The 15450-nt window shown below is 71.5% G+C and carries 13 protein-coding genes; 6 read left to right on the plus strand and 7 right to left on the minus strand.

Features of this window, described 5'->3' with window-relative positions:
* Positions 1 to 366 precede the first annotated feature (366 nt).
* The gene (locus tag V6M57_RS09210; protein WP_332814688.1) at positions 367 to 1506 is read left to right on the plus strand and encodes a DUF2235 domain-containing protein; all 1140 of its coding nucleotides are present in this window, start codon (positions 367 to 369) and stop codon (positions 1504 to 1506) included.
* A gap of 173 nt (positions 1507 to 1679) precedes the next feature.
* On the opposite strand, the gene V6M57_RS09215 is transcribed toward V6M57_RS09210, so the two are convergent.
* From V6M57_RS09215 to V6M57_RS09230, 4 genes are all read right to left on the minus strand, one after another.
* Entirely contained in the window at positions 1680 to 1973 is a 294-nt protein-coding gene (locus V6M57_RS09215) for a hypothetical protein (protein ID WP_332814689.1), read from the minus strand.
* 271 nt (positions 1974 to 2244) lie between these two features.
* On the minus strand, positions 2245 to 2550 hold the full coding sequence (locus V6M57_RS09220) for a hypothetical protein (RefSeq protein WP_332814690.1): 306 nt from the start codon (positions 2548 to 2550) through the stop codon (positions 2245 to 2247).
* A gap of 56 nt (positions 2551 to 2606) precedes the next feature.
* Positions 2607 to 3041, minus strand: a complete 435-nt coding sequence (locus V6M57_RS09225) for a YciI family protein (protein ID WP_332814691.1) — start codon at positions 3039 to 3041, stop codon at positions 2607 to 2609.
* A gap of 460 nt (positions 3042 to 3501) precedes the next feature.
* On the minus strand, positions 3502 to 5778 hold the full coding sequence (locus tag V6M57_RS09230) for an alpha,alpha-trehalose-phosphate synthase (UDP-forming) (RefSeq protein ID WP_332814692.1): 2277 nt from the start codon (positions 5776 to 5778) through the stop codon (positions 3502 to 3504).
* A 307-nt stretch (positions 5779 to 6085) separates the two neighbouring features.
* Here V6M57_RS09230 and V6M57_RS09235 point away from each other — a divergent pair, with 307 nt between their 5' ends.
* Both V6M57_RS09235 and V6M57_RS09240 read left to right on the plus strand, forming a co-directional pair.
* A complete protein-coding gene (locus tag V6M57_RS09235; protein WP_332814693.1) occupies positions 6086 to 6475 on the plus strand; it encodes an MbcA/ParS/Xre antitoxin family protein in 390 nt (129 codons plus the stop codon).
* On the plus strand, positions 6475 to 7170 hold the full coding sequence (locus tag V6M57_RS09240) for an RES family NAD+ phosphorylase (RefSeq protein WP_332814694.1): 696 nt from the start codon (positions 6475 to 6477) through the stop codon (positions 7168 to 7170). Before V6M57_RS09235 ends, V6M57_RS09240 begins: the two co-directional genes overlap by 1 nt.
* Positions 7171 to 7551: 381 nt before the next feature.
* On the opposite strand, the gene V6M57_RS09245 is transcribed toward V6M57_RS09240, so the two are convergent.
* From V6M57_RS09245 to V6M57_RS09255, 3 genes are all read right to left on the minus strand, one after another.
* Positions 7552 to 8910, minus strand: coding sequence for a 3-deoxy-D-manno-octulosonic acid transferase (locus tag V6M57_RS09245; protein WP_332814695.1), 1359 nt, complete (start codon positions 8908 to 8910; stop codon positions 7552 to 7554).
* A gap of 68 nt (positions 8911 to 8978) precedes the next feature.
* The gene (waaC, locus tag V6M57_RS09250) at positions 8979 to 10043 is read right to left on the minus strand and encodes a lipopolysaccharide heptosyltransferase I (RefSeq protein ID WP_332814696.1); all 1065 of its coding nucleotides are present in this window, start codon (positions 10041 to 10043) and stop codon (positions 8979 to 8981) included.
* A 336-nt stretch (positions 10044 to 10379) separates the two neighbouring features.
* Complete coding sequence (locus tag V6M57_RS09255) at positions 10380 to 11762, minus strand: phosphomannomutase/phosphoglucomutase (RefSeq protein WP_332814697.1); 1383 nt, start codon at positions 11760 to 11762, stop codon at positions 10380 to 10382.
* A 100-nt stretch (positions 11763 to 11862) separates the two neighbouring features.
* On the opposite strand from V6M57_RS09255, the gene V6M57_RS09260 reads away from it, so the two are divergent.
* The 3 genes from V6M57_RS09260 to V6M57_RS09270 all read left to right on the plus strand — a co-directional run bounded on the left by V6M57_RS09260 (position 11863) and on the right by V6M57_RS09270 (position 15117).
* Positions 11863 to 13476 carry a DNA-3-methyladenine glycosylase 2 family protein gene (locus tag V6M57_RS09260; protein ID WP_442968801.1) on the plus strand — a complete coding sequence of 538 codons (1614 nt, stop codon included), beginning with the start codon at positions 11863 to 11865 and terminating at the stop codon, positions 13474 to 13476.
* Complete coding sequence (locus V6M57_RS09265) at positions 13473 to 13967, plus strand: methylated-DNA--[protein]-cysteine S-methyltransferase (RefSeq protein WP_332814699.1); 495 nt, start codon at positions 13473 to 13475, stop codon at positions 13965 to 13967. Before V6M57_RS09260 ends, V6M57_RS09265 begins: the two co-directional genes overlap by 4 nt.
* 226 nt (positions 13968 to 14193) lie before the next feature.
* Positions 14194 to 15117, plus strand: a complete 924-nt coding sequence (locus tag V6M57_RS09270) for a DMT family transporter (RefSeq protein WP_332814700.1) — start codon at positions 14194 to 14196, stop codon at positions 15115 to 15117.
* Positions 15118 to 15450: the final 333 nt, after the last annotated feature.

A 15450-nucleotide genomic window follows, 5' to 3' on the forward strand; every position in this document is an offset into this window, starting at 1 on the left:
TGCGCTCTGAAGACGGCTGCGGCGCCAACTGTTTCATGAAGGGCCTCTTCTCATCGCCATGGATGAGTAGAGGATACCTCAAGAGCCTTGATTTATGTTAGCGCTAATGGGCGGAAGCCGGAATCCATCTCCGGACCTTGAACCAGCCGCCGCACATGTTCGACGCCCTGGTGATGGATCCTGGCTTTCGCCAGGATGACACGGACTGGGCGGGCTCGTGGTGACCCCGCTTTTCCCCGGGGTGACCTGGACTGGGCGAACTCCCACCGCACCCCCCGTGAGTTTGACGAAACTCGGCATTGACGCCGGCGCCCGCCCGACCACAATTCGCGCCCACGGCCGCACGGCCGATGGGAGGGGCACGCGATGGGACGCAACCTGGTGGTGTGCTGCGACGGCACCTGGAACACGCCGCAACAGAAGGACCGGGGGCGCAACGTGCCCTCCAACGTGGTCAAGATGGCGCGCGCCGTCGAGGACGCCGCCGACCAGCCGGTCTACTACGACACCGGCGTGGGCACTCGCCACGGCCTGGACCGCTGGACCGGCGGGCTGCTGGGCCTGGGCCTCACCGGCAACATCAAGCAGGCCTATGCCTGGATCGCCGGGCAGCATCGGCCGGACGACCGGGTGTTCCTGTTCGGCTTCAGCCGCGGTGCGTACACGGTGCGGTCGCTGGCCGGGATGATCGGTCGCTGCGGGCTGTCGTCTTCCGGGCGCGCCGAGGTCGACCAGGCCTACGAGCTGTATCGCAAGGCCAGCGACGATGCCGGCCGCCGGCGCGCCGAAGGATTCAAGGCGAAGCAGCGCGACATCGGGATCCACTTCATGGGCGTGTGGGACACGGTCGGTTCGCTGGGCGTGCCGGCGCTCACGCGCTACGGGCTGCTGCGCAAGACGGTGCGGCTGCTGACGGACGGCAGCGCGCTCGCGCACGGCTTCCACGACGAGACGCTGGGGCGGCACGTGCGCCATGCCTTCCACGCGCTGTCGATCGACGAGCGGCGCGGCGCCTTCAAGCCCAGCCTGTGGAAGTCGACCGGCGAGCCGCGGCCCGGCGTGGAGCAGGCCTGGTTCGCTGGCGTGCACTGCAACGTGGGCGGCGGCTACAGTGATTGCGGCCTGTCGGACCACGCTTTCATGTGGATGGCGGCCAAGGCGATGCAGGCCGGGCTGCGGCTGGACCGGCAGTACCTGGCGATGCGCGTGGACCCGAATGCGCACGGCGAGATGCGCGATGAATTCGTGGGGCTGTACCAGCTGCTGCCCCGGCACGTGCGCGCCATCGGGATGCCGGCGACCCTGAACGAGAAGATCCACGCCAGCGTGTTCAAGCGGCTGGGGCACCCGACCAACGACTATGCGCCGGGGAACCTGCCGGCGGATGCGGGGGAGCGCGTGACGGATGAGGGGGTGGCGTTGGTGGAGGCCTTGCGGGAGGCTGTTCATGGGCCTGCTCGCGACGGCATTACGGCCTCGAACCGCGATCCATTGCCGGTCGCCTAGGCACACGAGTTGCTGCGCGCGATATCCGGTGTCATTGCGGCCTCGAGCCGCAATCCATCACCGGCCGCCCGAACACGTACAACGTCGCGCCGGCGGCGAGAGATGGGTCGCGGCTCGCGCCGGGATGACAAGCATTTGTCATTGCTCCTCTCGGCGTCTGATCCGCAAAGCACTCAGCCAGCGCCCCTCCCCTTCCTGTCGGATAGCCGGCCGCGCAGCCAGCGCCCCGCGTACACCCCCGCCAGCGACACCACGATCGACAGCAGCGCGCCGCCAATCACGTAGGGAAGCGCGACCAGCAAGGTTTGCCCCAAGGTTGGCCCGCGCAGCCCCGGGGTCATCACCAGCACCGGCACGGCGAGCGGCGCGACCACCGAGAAGAAGGTGTTGCGCGTGAGCGCGCCCAGCACGACGGCGATGCCGAAGGTGGCGAGGACCACGAGCGCAGCGGTGACCAGCGGCGGCAAGGATGGCATGGTGGGGCTAGCCTAACCCACTCGCATGTCTTGCGGCCGCTAGCTTTGTCATTGCGGCCGCGAGTTGTGTCATTGCGGCCTTAAGCCGCAATCCATCACCTGCCGACTGAACACGCGCGGCTGCCTATTTGGCGTCGGGAGATGGATCCCGGCTTTCGCCGGGATGACATGAGGGGATCCTGGGATGACATGAGGGGAGGCCGGGATGACGTGAAGGGGGCCGGGATGACATGAAGGGGGCCGGGATGACAAGGAAGCGCCTTCACCGCCCTGCCAGGTGCGCGCGCACGGCCTCCACGTCGTCCAGCGCGGCCGTCCCTTGCACGCCCTTCACCTCCCCCAGCCGCTCTCCCAACGTGGCCTCGCTACCGCCGGGGCGCAGGTACAAGGTGTCCGGTGCAACGAAGAAGCAGCGCGGATGCTCGCCGGCGGTCACCAGCTGCAGGGGCGCACCGGCATCGTCGAAGAACTGCCAGCCGCCGGCCACCTCCTCCGCGTGCGCCAGCGCCTCGGCATCGGAGCCGAAGACGAGCAGCGTCCCGCCAGTGGCGGACAGCGCGAAGATCATGGCCGGTCAGTGGCTCCCATGTGCGCTCAGCGGCTTTCGCATGGATGCAAGCGCCGTCACGGTCGGGCGGCCTTCCGTGCGAGCTCCTCCCGCAGCCGGTCTTCCTGCTCGCGCAGCTCGGGCGTAAAGGCTTCGCCGAAGTCGTCGGCTTCGAAGATGGGGCGGATCTCGATCTCCGAGGGGCCGGGCATGGGGTTGGGGCAGCGCTTGACCCAGTCGATGGCGTCCTGCATCGAGGCGCATTGCCAGATCCAGAAGCCGGCGACCAGCTCCTTGGTTTCGGCGAACGGGCCGTCGACGACCGTGCGGTCGCGCCCGGCAAAGCGCACCCGCACGCCTTTGGAGCTGGGGTGCAACCCCTCGCCCGAGAGCATCACGCCGGCCTTGACCAGCTCTTCGTTGAAGCGGCCCATCGCGGCGAGCAGCTCTTCCGAGGGCATCACGCCCGCCTCGCTGTCGGCCGTGGCCTTGACCATCACCATGAATCGCATCGGGATCTCCTTTCGCAAGGGCGGGAGCGGAGGCTCCCGTCTAGGCTACGACGAATCGGGGAACGCGGATTCGACAGCGGCGGGACGGCTCATGCCAGGACGTGTCATTGCGGCCTTGAGCCGCAATCCATCACCCGGCGCCTGAATACGCACGGCTGCGCATTGGGCGTCGGGAGATGGATCCCGGCTTTCGCCGGGATGACACGAGGGGGCCGGGATGACACGAGGGGGTTGGGATGACACGAGGGGGCCGGGATGACACATACCTTGTCATTGCGGCCTTGAGCCGCAATCCATCACCTGGCGCATGAATACGCGCGGCTGCGCATTGGGCGTCGGGAGATGGATCCCGGCTTGCGCCGGGATGACATGAGGGGCGCCGGGACGACATGAGGGGCCGCGATCACATGAGGGGCGCCGGGATGAATGAAGGTCGTCGGCACGACATGAGGGAGCCCCCCTAAGCCGCCATCCGCCCGCGGCCGTTGCCATTCGTGCCCTCGCCGCCACCGTGCCGCTGCACGCGCTCGGAGATGCGCTCGCGCAGGCGCCAGCGGGCGGCGTCGGTGAGCATGCGGCCGGCCCAGCGGTAGACGTTGTACTCGCGCACGGAGTTGCGCAGGTTGGACATGCGCTCGCGCTGCTCGGCCGCCGGCATCAGCAGCGCACGGTGCAGCGCGTCGGCGACTTCCTCGACGTGGTAGGGGTTGACCACCAGCGCCTCGGGCATGTCGCGCGCGGCGCCGGCGAAGCGGCTGAGGATCAGCACGCCCTGCTCGTCGTCGCGCGCGGCGACGAATTCCTTGCACACCAGGTTCATGCCGTCGTGCAGGCTGGTGACCAGGCAGACGTCGGCGGCGCGGTACAGGCGGTTGACCTCCTCGTGTTCGTGGTGCTGCGCCAGCAGGCGCACGATCTCGCGGCCGTTCCTGCCGAAGCGCTCGTTGATGCGCGCGGTCAGCTGGGTGATGCGCTGCTGGAAGGCCTGGTACTCCTCCAGCTGCGCGCGCGTGGGCGCGGCCACCTGCACGAAGGTGAAGCGGTCGCGCCACTCGGGGTGCTTCTCCATCAGGCGCTCGACCGCATGCAGGCGCTCCAGGATGCCCTTGGTGTAGTCGAAGCGGTCCACGCCCACCGCGATGTGGTGCGAGCCGGGGATGTCCAGCGCCTCGCACACCTGGCGCCGGCACTCCTGCGGCGACGGCTGCTGCGTGGTCTGCAGCGCCGAAGGCCACTCGATCGAGATCGGGTAGGCCTCGACGAAGGTCTGCTCGCCGCGGTACGACACGGTGGAGTGCTCGTGCTCGATGCGCGCCTCCAGGTAGCGGTCGACCGCGTCGATGAAGTTCTTGCAGTGGAAGGGCGTGTGGAAGCCCATGATGGTGCTGCCCAGCAGGCCTTCCAGGATCTCCTGGCGCCACGGGCAGATGCCGAACGACTCGGGGTTGGGCCAGGGGATGTGCCAGAAGGTCAGGATGGTCGCGCGCGGCAGCTTGGCCCGCACCATGGCCGGCAGCAGCGCGAAGTGGTAGTCCTGCACCAGCACGATCGGGTCCTCGCTGCGCGCCTCGGCCACCACCGCGTCGGCGAAGCGCTGGTTGATCGCGCGGTAGGCCTCCCAGTCGGATTCGCGGAACACCGGCCGCACGTGCGCCACGTGGCACAGCGGCCACAGGCCCTCGTTGGCGAAGCCGTAGTAGTAGCCCTGCTCCTCCTGCTCGGTCATCCAGATGCGGCGCAGCTGGTATTCGCTCTTGCCGGGCGGCAGCTGCACGCGGTCGTGCCGGTCGACCACGGCGCGGTCGGCGCTGCCGCTGCCGTGCGCGATCCAGGTGCCGGAGCAGGCGCGCATCACCGGCTCGACCGCGGTCACCAGGCCGCTGGCGGGCCGGCGCACGAAGGTCTTGCCGTCCTTGCCCTTCTCGTGGATGTAGGGCTCGCGGTTGGACACCACGATCACCTGGTCGCCGCGCAGCTGGCTGCGCAGCAGGGCCTGCAGGCGCGGGGCGTCCCAGCCGGTTTCCTGGATCTGGCTGCGGCGGTACTCGTCCTCCAGGTCGCGCAGGCGCGAGCGCAGCTCGGCCGCGATCGGGGCCAGTTCGGGCGCGCCGCCGCCCAGCGGGCGGATCAGGCCTTCGCCGCGCAGCAGCGCGCGCGTGCCGGAGACCCAGCCGCGCCAGCTCAGCTGCGCCACGGCCATGGTGACCAGCGCGATGATCACGCCGAGGCCGGCGATCAGGATGATCAGGTACTGGCGCGTGTCCTGGCTGCGCCGGTCGATGAAGCTCATGTCGTGCAGCAGCACCAGCTGGCCGACCGGGCCCGACTCGGCGCGCACCGGGTGCGAGCTCACGTGCACCGGGCCGCCCGGCAGGCGCAGCTGCGGGTCGGGCTCGGCGCTGAGCTGCTCGGCGTCGCTGCATTGCAGGTCGCGCGGAAAGTTGGCGGTCCGCACCATCAGCTCGCCGAACGGCGAGCACCAGCCGATCGCCACCATCCGCTCGTCTTCCACCGCCCGGTTGAACAGCGCCTGCAGCTTGCGGCCCTTGGGGTCCTGCAGGGCCTCGGCGATGGATTCGGACAGCGTGTTGGCCACCAGGTTGCCGCGCATGTTCATGTCGCGCGCGAACCAGCGCAGCGTGAGGCGGTCCATGATCGGCAGCGCCAGGTAGGCGGCCGCGATCAGGACGACGATCAACGGCAGGAGGAAACGGAGCTGGAGGTTGAAGGCTTTCATCAAGGGGTGCCGGCCGCGAAGTCACCCCGGGAGGTGAACCTCGCGGGGGCCGGGTCGGGCAGGGTCCGGCGCGGAGCGCGCCGCCGTGCCCGGGACCCGGTGCCGGTCTGCAGCGGGTGGGAAGTTGCAGGGAGGGGGCTACTGTACCGCCGAGGCCGCGAAGCGTGGCCGAGGGCAGCTCGACCGTGGAACGCGGCAACGCGGCTCGGCCGGCAGGCGGGCGGCCAGCCGGGGAACTTTCGGCCGCGGCGGCTTGCCAAAGCAACATCTGCAGCCCATAATTGCCACAGAAAGCATTCCAAGCCCCATGACCGAACCCCGCCACTTCACCCGCCAGCCGGCCCCCGGGGCCGCCGGCGCCGTGCTGACCCAGGCGCTGGTGCGCGCAGGCGGCCTCCTGGGGCTGTCGAACGCCGCCATCGCGCGGGTGGTCGGCGTGAGCGAGTCGCACATGTCGCGCATGGCCGCCGGCAAGGCCCGCCTCGACATCGGCAGCAAGCCGGCCGAACTGGCCACCCTGCTGGTGCGGGTGTACCGCTCGCTGGACGCCCTGGTGGGCAACGACGACCGCCACCGCCGGATCTGGATGTCCAGCTTCAACCGCGCCTTCAACGAAGCGCCGAAGGACGCCATCCAGAAGGTCGACGGGCTGGTGCGCGTCGTGAGCTACCTCGACGGCGCGCGCGCGCTGGTCTGATGCCCTGGCCCGCCGAGGGGCTGGCGCAGGTGCAGCCGCGCGAGCGCGCCCTCTGGCGCGGGGTGGAGGCCCAGCACCGGGTCGCCACCATGCGCCTGGTCGACGACCTGGCCGGCCAGGAACTGCTGGAGCAGCTGCTCGAGGGCAGCAAGCCCCGTCTGCCACCGGGCGCTGCCGGCGCGCACTACCTGCTGTTCACGCCCTTTCGCTACGCCTCGCCCTGGCCTTCGCGCTTCCGCCGTCCCGGCGAGCCGGGCGCCTGGTACGGCGCCGACGAACCGGCGACGGTGGCCGCGGAGCTCGCGCACTGGCGCTGGCGCTTCTTCATGGACTCGGACGGGCTGCGCGAGCAGCAGGTGATCACCGAGCTGACCTTCTTCCAGGCCCGCTTCGCCGGTTCGGAGCTGGACCTCACGCAGCCGCCCTGGTCCGAACGCCGGGCCGACTGGCGGCACCCGGACGATCACTCGCACTGCCACGCGCTCGCCGCCCACGTGCGCAGCCTGGATCCACCGGTGCAGGCGATCCGCTACGAGAGCGCCCGGCGCGAGCACGGCCTGTGCGAGGTGGTCTTCGACGTCCGGACCCTGGCGATCCCCGATCCCGGCCTGCAGCAGACCTGGACCTGCAAGACGACCCGCGAGCGGGTGCTGCTGTCGCACGACGGCGAGTGGCTGCAGTTCGAGATGGGGTGAGCGGCCGCGGCCCGCCATGGCACCCGCCGTGCCATCCCGGCGGACGCCGCGTCGTGTCAGCCCGGCGAACGCCAGCCGTGTCATCCCCGGCGAACACCAGCCGTGTCATCCCGGCGAACGCCGGGATCCATCTCCCGCCCTGGGCTATCGCACGGCCGTGTTTCGGCACCGGGTGATGGATGGCGGGTCAAGCCCGCCATGACACCTCTGTTGCCGTGCCATCCCGTCGCACGCCGCGTCGTGTCATCCCGGCGAACGCCGGGATCCATCTCCCGCCCTGGGCTATCGCACGGCCGTGTTTCGGCACCGGGTGATGGATGGCGAGTCAAGCCCGCCATGACACCTCTGTTGCCGTGTCATCCCGTCGCACGCCGCGTCGTGTCATCCCGGCGAACGCCGGGATCCATCTCCTGCCCTCTGGATGCCGGTGCGCTCAGTGGCCTGCGGCCGGCCGAGCAGTTGCAGCAGCGCCTGCGCCGTCCGCGCGGCGGCGCCGCGGTGCGCGTCGGCAAAGCGCAGCGCGGCCTCGGCGTGCTGCCCCCGGCGCCGCGGGTCGGAGGCGATGGCCACCGCCTGGCGCACGCCCTCCTCCAGCGTGCGCACCCGCACCGCCGCCCCGGCGGCCTGCGCGTTGTCGGCCGCCTCGGCGAAATTGAAGGTGTGCGGCCCCATCACAACCGGGCAGCCGCACGCGGCGGCCTCGATCAGGTTCTGGCCGCCCAGCGGCAGGAAGCTGCCGCCGAGCAGCGCCACGTCGGCCAGGCCGTAGTAGAGCGGCATCTCGCCCAGCGAGTCGCCGATCCACACCTGCGCCGGACCGGGTCCCTGGTCACCCCAGCCGCTGCGCCGCACGACCGACAGGCCGGCGCCCTGCACCAGCGCCGCCACCTCGTCGAAGCGCTGCGGGTGGCGCGGCACCAGGAGCCAGGCCGGGTCCGCGGTTGGGGCGGTGGGCGTGCTCGTGGGCGTGGCCCGCGAAGCCTCGCGCCGCGCCGCGAGCACGCGCAGGAACTCGGCCTCCTCGCCCTCGCGCGAGCTGGCGAACATGACCACCGGCTGCGTCGCAGCCTGGCGCCAGGCGCGGCCCTGCGCCAGCAGCCGCGAGTCCGGTTCGGCGTCGAACTTCAGGTTGCCGAATACGCCGGACACAGTGGCGCCCGCGCGCGCCAGCCGCTGCGCGTCGGCCTCGGTCTGCGCCCACACGGCAGCCAGCGACGCATAGGCCGGCCGGGCCAGCCGCTTCATCCGCAGCGCCTGCCGCAGCGACTTGTCCGACAGGCGCGCGTTGGCCAGCACCAGCGGCACGCGGGCGCCGCGGCAGGCTTCGGCCAGGTTGGGCCAGACCTCGGTTTCCATCAGCACGCCGGCGCTCGGGCGGAAGTGCGCCAGGAAGCGCTGCACCGCCTGCGGCGTGTCCCAGGGCAGCCAGGCCTGCACGTCGCCGTCGCGCAGCAGCCTGGCCCCTTCGGCGCGGCCGGTTGCAGTGCCGTGCGTGAGCAGCAGGCGCAGCGACGGGTCCAGCCGGCGCAGGGCGTCCACCAGGATGGCGGCCGCGCGCGTCTCGCCCAGCGACACGGCGTGCACCCAGAGCGCACCGGGCACGGCGGGCTGCTCGTAGTAGCCGAAGCGTTCGTCGACCGCTTCCAGGTAGCCGGGCTCGGCCTCGCCGCGGCGGCGCAGCTTGCGGCGCAGCAGCGGCTGCGCGCCGCGCATCACCAGCGAATAGAAGCGTCGGATCATGGGGGTCTTGTGTCCTGTGGACGTGCGGTGCCGATCGCCAGGGGGGTGGCAGCAACGAGCGGGTCCGTTCAGCCGAGCGCGCGCCAGGCCTCCCACACGGCCGGCAGCGACGGGCAGGGCGAACCATACACGCTGCGCTGGCGCCCTTGCGGCACCCCGGGCACTTCGGGGCCGGTGCGCCAGGCGGTGTCGAAGTTGTAGATCTGCACGTGCGGCAGGTCGAGCGCCACCGCGATGTGGCTCAGGCCGCTGTCCACGCCGATCACGCCGGCGCAGCCGGCCAGCCGGTCGGCCAGCACGCCCAGGTCCAGCCGCGGCCACACCTGCGCGTGCGGGCCGATGGCGGCGGCCAGGCCTTCGCTGCGCCGGCGCTCGGCGTCGCTGCCGTGCGGCAGGCCGATGGCGAAGCCCTCGGCGACCAGTTTCTTCCCCAGCTCGATCCAGTGGGGCTGCGGCCAGCACTTGTCCTCGCGCGAGCTGCCGTGCACGAAGGCGATGCAGGGGCGGGGTTCGCCGGGGTGGTGGTGCGGCTCGCGCTGGTCGTGGGGAGGCAGGCGCTGTTCGTAGTCCGGCACGCCCTGGTCGCGATGCGGCACGTCCTGGTTGTGGTGAGGCTCGGCGTGCAGGCCGTAGCGCAGCTGCGCCGGCAGTTCGTAGCCCAGTGCGGCCGCGCACAGCTCGCGCGAGCGCTGCACGGCGTGGCTGCGCGCGGGCACGCGCACGGCGACGTCGGCGATCCAGCGCGTCGGGGCCTCGTAGCTGGAGCCCTCGGTGCGGTTGGCCAGTGCGTAGCGCCGGCCGCCTTCGGCCAGCCGCGCCGTGCGCGCGACGAGTGCGGACTTGGTCAGCCCCTGCAGGTCGATCACGGCGTCGTAGGCCTGCGCCTGCAGTTCCTGCCGGAATGCGCGCCACTCCTGCCGCGTGGCCGGCGCCAGCGGCGCGCGCCGCCAGCGGCGCAGCTCCAGCGGGATCACCCGGTCCACTCCTTCGCAGCGCCGCACCAGCGGCGCGAAGGCGCGCTCCACCACCCAGTCGATGCGCGCACCCGGCCGCGCCGCGCGCAGGTCCTGCACCGCGGGCATGGCATGCACCACGTCACCCAGGGAGGAGAGCTTGACGATCAGGATGTCCACCGGGGGATTGTCACTTCATGCCGCATGTCGTCCGGCGGCGGGGCGGTCCGACGGCTGCGGGCTGAACACGCAAGGGCGACATTCAGGCCGCGGGTGATGGATTGCGGCTCGAGGCCGCAATGACACCACTTTGGGCCGCAAGGGCAACGCTGAGGTCGCGATGACGCCCTTGAGGCCGCGATGACCAATGCATGTCATCCCGGCGAACGCCGGGATCCATCTCCCGCGCGCTGAACACACGGGCGCGCATTCGGGCCGCGGGTGATGGATTGCGGCTCAAGGCCGCAATGACACCATTCGGGGCCGCAACGACACCTTCGAAGCCGCCGTGACCCGTCAGTGCGCCGCCGCCGCGACCTGCGCGTCGGGCTTGACGCTGCGCAGCAGCGCCAGCATCTCGCCTTCGATGCGGTGCAGCGCTTCCTGCGTCTGCCCCTCGAAGCGCAGCACCAGCACCGGCGTGGTGTTGGACGCGCGCACCAGGCCGAAGCCGTCGGGCCAGTCGACGCGCACGCCGTCGATGGTGGACACCTCCGCCGGCGGCGCGAAGCGGGCCTTGGCCATCAGCTCGGCGACGATGCGGTGCGGCTCGCCCTCGGCGCACTTCACGTTCAGCTCCGGCGTCGAGAAGCTGGTGGGCAGCGCCTCCAGCACCGCGCTCGGGTCCTGCTCGCGCGACAGGATCTCCAGCAGCCGCGCACCGGCATAGGTGCCGTCGTCGAAGCCGAACCAGCGCTCCTTGAAGAACACGTGGCCGCTCATCTCGCCGCCCAGCGGCGAGCCGACTTCCTTCATCTTGGCCTTGATCAGCGAGTGGCCGGTCTTGTACATCAGCGGCGTGCCGCCCGCCTGGCGGATGGCCGGGGCCAGCCGCTGCGTGCACTTGACGTCGAACAGGATGGTGCCGCCCGGCACGCGCGAGAGCACGTCGCGAGCGAACAGCATCATCTGGCGGTCGGGGTAGATGTTGTGGCCGTTGCGGGTGATGATGCCCAGCCGGTCGCCGTCGCCGTCGAAGGCCAGCCCCAGCTCGGCGCCGGTGGACTGCAGCGCGGCGACCAGGTCCTTCAGGTTCTCGGGCTTGCTGGGGTCGGGGTGGTGGTTGGGGAAGTTGCCGTCGACCTCGCTGAACAGCTCGACCACCTCGCAGCCGAGCGCACGGAAGATGGCCGGGGCCGACGCGCCGGCCACGCCGTTGCCGGAGTCGACCACGATCTTCATCCGGCGGGCCAGCTTCACGTCGCCGGCGATGCGGTCGCGGTACGGGCCGAACACGTTGATGTTGCGCACCTTGCCGGCGCCGCCGCCGGCCCACTCTTGCCTCTCCATCACGCGGCGCAGGGCCTGGATCTCCTCGCCGTAGATGGCGCGGCCGGCCAGCACCATCTTGAAGCCGTTGTAGTCCTTGGGGTTGTGGCTGCCGGTGACCTGGATGCCGCTGCTGCACAGCGTGCTGGCGGCGAAGTACAGCATCGGCGTGGTGACCCTGCCGACGTCGATCACGTCGACGCCGGCCGACAGCAGGCCGCGAACCAGCGCCGCCGACAGCGCGGGGCCGGACAGGCGCCCGTCGCGGCCGACGGCGACGGTGGCCTCGCCTTCCTGCTTCGCCAGCGTGCCGAACGCACGGCCCAACCCTTCGGCGACCTCTTCGTTCAGGGTCGAGGGCACGATGCCCCGGACGTCGTAGGCCTTGAAGATGGATGCGTCGACTTGCATGGCTGGGGTGTGGAACGGCGTGAAGGTGAACCGGCAATTCTAGGCACGCGGGCCGCAGGCACATGTCCGGAAACGGCGAGTCGGGTGCCGGCGAAAACCTATGATGAGCGCCATGCCCCCCGACGACACCCTGCAGCCGGACGCCTGCTACCTGGCGCTGAAGGCGCGCGACCCGCGCTTCGACGGCAGCTTCTTCACCGGGGTCACCTCGACCGGCATCTATTGCCGGCCGGTCTGCCGGGTGCGCACGCCCAAGCGCGAGAACTGCCGCTTCTTCCCGCATGCGGCGCAGGCCGAGCGGGCCGGCTTCCGTCCCTGCCTGCGCTGCCGGCCCGAGCTGGCGCCGCACGCGCTGGCCTGGTCGATGCAGGACGCCGGCAGCATCCTGGCGCAGCAGGCGGCGCGCCTGCTCGACGAGCCCGACGCCTGGAACGGCTCGGTCCCCACGGTCGAGCAGCTGGCCGCGCGGCTGGGCGTGAGCGAGCGCCACGTGCGCCGCATCTTCGAGGCGCAATTCGGCGTCTCGCCGCTGCAGTACCTGCAGACGCGGCGGCTGCTCACCGCCAAGCAACTGCTGGCCGACACCCGGTTGCCGATCACCCAGGTGGCGCTGGTCAGCGGCTTCGGCAGCCTGCGCCGCTTCAATGCCGCCTTCGTGCAGCACTACGGCCTGTCGCCGACCCAGCTGCGGCGCGCGGGTGCGCAGCAGGGCAGCGAAGGTCTGCGGGTGCGGCTGGGCTGGCGGCCACCCTATGACGCGGCGGCGATGCTGTCCTTCTTCGGCCAGCGGGCCATCGCCGGGATGGAGCAGGTCACGGCCGATGGCCACCTGCTGCGCACGCTGCAGGTATCGGTGGCCGGGCGCGAGCATGCCGGCTGGATCGAGGCCGGATTCGACGAGCCGCGCCACCAGCTGGTCCTGCGCGTGAGCGAGTCGCTGCACGAGGCCCTGCCGCAGGTGATCCGGCGGGCCCGCGCGGCCTTCGACCTGGACTGCGACCCGCTGGCCGTCAACGCCGTGCTGCAGGACGCTTTCCCCGGCGGCGACGGGCTGCGCGTGCCGGGTGCCTTCTGCGGCTGGGAACTGGCGGTGCGCGCCGTGCTGGGACAGCAGATCACGGTGGCCGCCGCGCGCACGCTGGCCCATCGCATGGTCGAGCGCTTCGGCCAGCCGATCGAAACCGGCCAGCCGGGCCTGGCGCGACTGTTCCCGACGCCGCAGGCGCTGGCTGGCGCCGAAGGCGATGCGCTCGGCGTGCTGGGCATCGTGCGACAGCGGCAGGCCGCCATCGTCGCGCTGGCCCGGGCGGTGCAAGCCGGCACCCTGCCGCTGCACGGCGGCGCCGACGTGCAGGCCACGATCCAGGCCCTGAAGGCGCTGCCCGGCATCGGCGACTGGACCGCGCAGTACATCGCCATGCGCGCGCTGCGCTGGCCCGATGCCTTCCCGGCCGGCGACGTGGCGCTGCACAAGGCGCTGGGCGTGCAGCAGCAGCGCCAGCCGGCGCGCGCGGCGGAAGCGGCGTCGCAGGCGTGGAAACCCTGGCGCAGCTATGCGGTGATCCGGGCATGGGCGGGGCTGGCCGTCGGCGCCGCCGCCGCCGCCAGGCCGGCCTCGCCTGTCATCCCGGCCCGCCCCGTCATCCCGGCCCGCCCCGTCATTCCGGCCCGCTCCCTGGTCGGCAACGATCGAATCGCGAAGGACCCCACATGAAGTTCCACCCATCCCTCGTTGCCGCGCGCCACCCGAGCCCGCTCGGCGGCATGCTGCTGGCGGCCACCGATCGCGGCCTGGCCGGCGTCTGGTTCGACGGCCAGCGCCACCACCCGGACAGCAGCGGCTGGCGCATGGATCCTGCGCATCCCGTGCTGGTGCAGGCCAAGCAGCAGCTCGACGAGTACTTCGCCGGGCGCCGCGCGAACTTCGACCTGCCGCTGGATCTGCAGGGCGGCACGCCGTTCCAGCAATCGGTGTGGCAGGCGCTGCTGGCCATCCCGCGCGGCGAGCGCCGCACCTACGGGCAGTTGAGCGCCGGCCTGGGCGCGCCGGCGGCGGCGCGCGCGGTGGGCGCGGCCGTCGGCCGCAACCCGGTCAGCATCGTCGTGCCCTGCCACCGCGTGCTGGGCGCCGACGGCTCGCTCACCGGCTATGCGGGCGGGCTGGATCGCAAGACCGCGCTGCTGCGGCTCGAGGGGCAAGCTTGAGCGCCGCACGGCCGCCCGAAGGCGCGAAGGCCCCCCTGGGGGGCAGTGCAGGCACGCCAGTGCCAAACGTGGGGGCCCTGGTGCTCGCCGCACGGCCGCCCGAAGGCGCGAAGGCCCCCTCGGGGGGCAGTGCTGGCACGCCAGTGCCAACCGTGGGGGCCCTGGTGCTCGCCGCACGGCCGACCGAACGCCGTGCAGCGGTCGCGGCGGCCAACTCGGGGGCACGGTGACCTCGAGCGGGCGCGGGCCACGCGCCTGGGTCATCGACTTCGCGCTGCTGGCGGCCATCTGGGGCGGCTCCTTCCTGTTCATGCGGCTGGCGGTGGTCGAGTTCGGCCCCATGCCCACCGCTGCGCTGCGCGTGACGATCGCGGCGGCCTTCCTGCTGCCGCTGGTGATCTGGCGCGGCCAAGGCCGGCTGCTGCGGCGGCACTGGGCCAAGGTGTGCGCGGTCGGGCTGGTCAACTCGGGCATCCCGTTCGCGCTCTACACGTTCGCGGTGACGACGATCACGACCGGCCTCTCGGCCATCCTCAACGCCACGGTGCCGCTGTTCGGCGCCGTAGTCGCGTGGGTGTGGCTGAAGGACAGGCCCGCGCCCATGCGCGCGCTCGGCCTGGTGGTGGGCTTCGCCGGTGTCGCGTTGCTGGCCGCCGACAAGGGCAGCTTCCAGGTCGACTCGGCGATGGCGGCGCCCGGCTGGGCCGTCGCGGCGTGCCTGCTGGCGACGCTCTGCTACGGCATCGCGGCCAGCGCGACCAAGAAGTACCTGTCGGGCCTGCCGGCCCTGATGACCGCCACCGGCAGCCAGCTGGGTGCCACCGCCGCGCTCGTGCTGCCGGCGATCTGGTACTGGCCGCAGCAGATGCCCGGCGTGCGGGCCTGGCTGGCGCTGGTCGCGCTGGGCGTGGTGTGCACGGGGCTGGCGTACATCCTCTACTTCCGGCTGATCGAGGAAGCCGGACCGGCGCGTGCGCTGGCCGTCACCTTCGTGGTGCCGGTGTTCGCCGTGCTCTACGGCGTGCTGTTCCTGTCCGAGACCGTCACCGCCTGGATGCTTGCCTGCGCGGCGGTGATCGTGCTGGGCACTGCGTTGTCCACCGGTCTTTTGCGCTGGCCGAGGTCGCGGGCTGCGCAAGCGGAAGGCTGAACCGCGGACCCGACGGCTGGCGCCCATGGCAACCGCACTGCCGCGTTCGGGCCGCGGGTGATGGATTGCGGGGGCAAGCCGGTAATGACGGCTCCCTTGCCATGTCATTCCCCTTGCCATGTCATCCCGGCGAACGCCGGGATCCATCTCGCGCGCTTGGCAACCGCACTGCCGTGTTTCGGCATCGGGTTATGGATTACGGGTCAAGCCCGCAATGACACCTTCCCGCGCCTGGCGACCGCACTGCCGTGTTCCGGCATCGGGTGATGGATTGCGGGTCAAGCCCGCAATGACACCTTCCCGCGCTTGGCGACCGCACTGCCGTGTTCCGGC

It is taken from the genome of Ramlibacter sp. (assembly GCF_036676645.1).
Taxonomy (GTDB): domain Bacteria; phylum Pseudomonadota; class Gammaproteobacteria; order Burkholderiales; family Burkholderiaceae_C; genus Ramlibacter.

Bases quoted from the DNA above. Each gene is read 5' to 3' on its own strand.
- V6M57_RS09225 (WP_332814691.1), bottom strand. From the start codon at position 3,041: ATGCGATTCATGGTGATGGTCAAGGCCACGGCCGACAGCGAGGCGGGC.
- V6M57_RS09260 (WP_442968801.1), top strand. From the start codon at position 11,863: ATGATGAGCGCCATGCCCCCCGACGACACCCTGCAGCCGGACGCCTGC.
- V6M57_RS09220 (WP_332814690.1), bottom strand. From the start codon at position 2,550: ATGATCTTCGCGCTGTCCGCCACTGGCGGGACGCTGCTCGTCTTCGGC.
- V6M57_RS09240 (WP_332814694.1), top strand. From the start codon at position 6,475: ATGCCCTGGCCCGCCGAGGGGCTGGCGCAGGTGCAGCCGCGCGAGCGC.
- V6M57_RS09235 (WP_332814693.1), top strand. From the start codon at position 6,086: ATGACCGAACCCCGCCACTTCACCCGCCAGCCGGCCCCCGGGGCCGCC.
- V6M57_RS09265 (WP_332814699.1), top strand. From the start codon at position 13,473: ATGAAGTTCCACCCATCCCTCGTTGCCGCGCGCCACCCGAGCCCGCTC.
- V6M57_RS09210 (WP_332814688.1), top strand. From the start codon at position 367: ATGGGACGCAACCTGGTGGTGTGCTGCGACGGCACCTGGAACACGCCG.
- V6M57_RS09255 (WP_332814697.1), bottom strand. From the start codon at position 11,762: ATGCAAGTCGACGCATCCATCTTCAAGGCCTACGACGTCCGGGGCATC.
- V6M57_RS09230 (WP_332814692.1), bottom strand. From the start codon at position 5,778: ATGAAAGCCTTCAACCTCCAGCTCCGTTTCCTCCTGCCGTTGATCGTC.
- V6M57_RS09245 (WP_332814695.1), bottom strand. From the start codon at position 8,910: ATGATCCGACGCTTCTATTCGCTGGTGATGCGCGGCGCGCAGCCGCTG.